The organism is Streptomyces roseolus (assembly GCF_014649855.1).
Lineage (GTDB): Bacteria > Actinomycetota > Actinomycetes > Streptomycetales > Streptomycetaceae > Streptomyces > Streptomyces roseolus.
Genome location: NZ_BMTV01000073.1, coordinates 586 through 978 on the forward strand (window position 1 = coordinate 586; position 393 = coordinate 978).

The 393-nt window shown below is 73.3% G+C and carries 1 protein-coding gene; it reads right to left on the reverse strand.

Annotation, left to right across the window (positions count from 1 at the left end; translation table 11 throughout):
• The coding region (locus IE245_RS37600; RefSeq protein ID WP_229852082.1) for a polyketide synthase at positions 1 to 393 on the reverse strand (393 nt) is incomplete at both ends.

The following is a 393-nucleotide window of genomic DNA, read 5'->3' on the forward strand; positions in this document are numbered from 1 at the left end:
AGTCTCCTCCGAGAGGAGCTCCACGGCGCCCGTCTCCCAGTCGACGTGCGGCGTCGGCTCGCTGACGTGGAGGGTGCGGGGCAGGACGCCGTGGCGCATCGCCTCGATCATCTTGATCATGCTGCCGACGCCGGCGGCGGCCTGGGAGTGGCCGATGTTCGACTTCAGGGAGCCGAGGTAGAGCGGACGGTCCTCGGGCCGGTCCTGGCCGTAGGTGTTGAGCAGCGCCTGCGCCTCGATGGGGTCGCCGAGCCGGGTGCCGGTGCCGTGCGCCTCGACCGCGTCCACGTCGGCGGCCGACAGGCCGGCCGCGGCGAGGGCCTGGCGGATGACGCGCTCCTGGGAGGGGCCGTTGGGGGCGGTGAGGCCGTTGCTGGCACCGTCCTGGTTCAC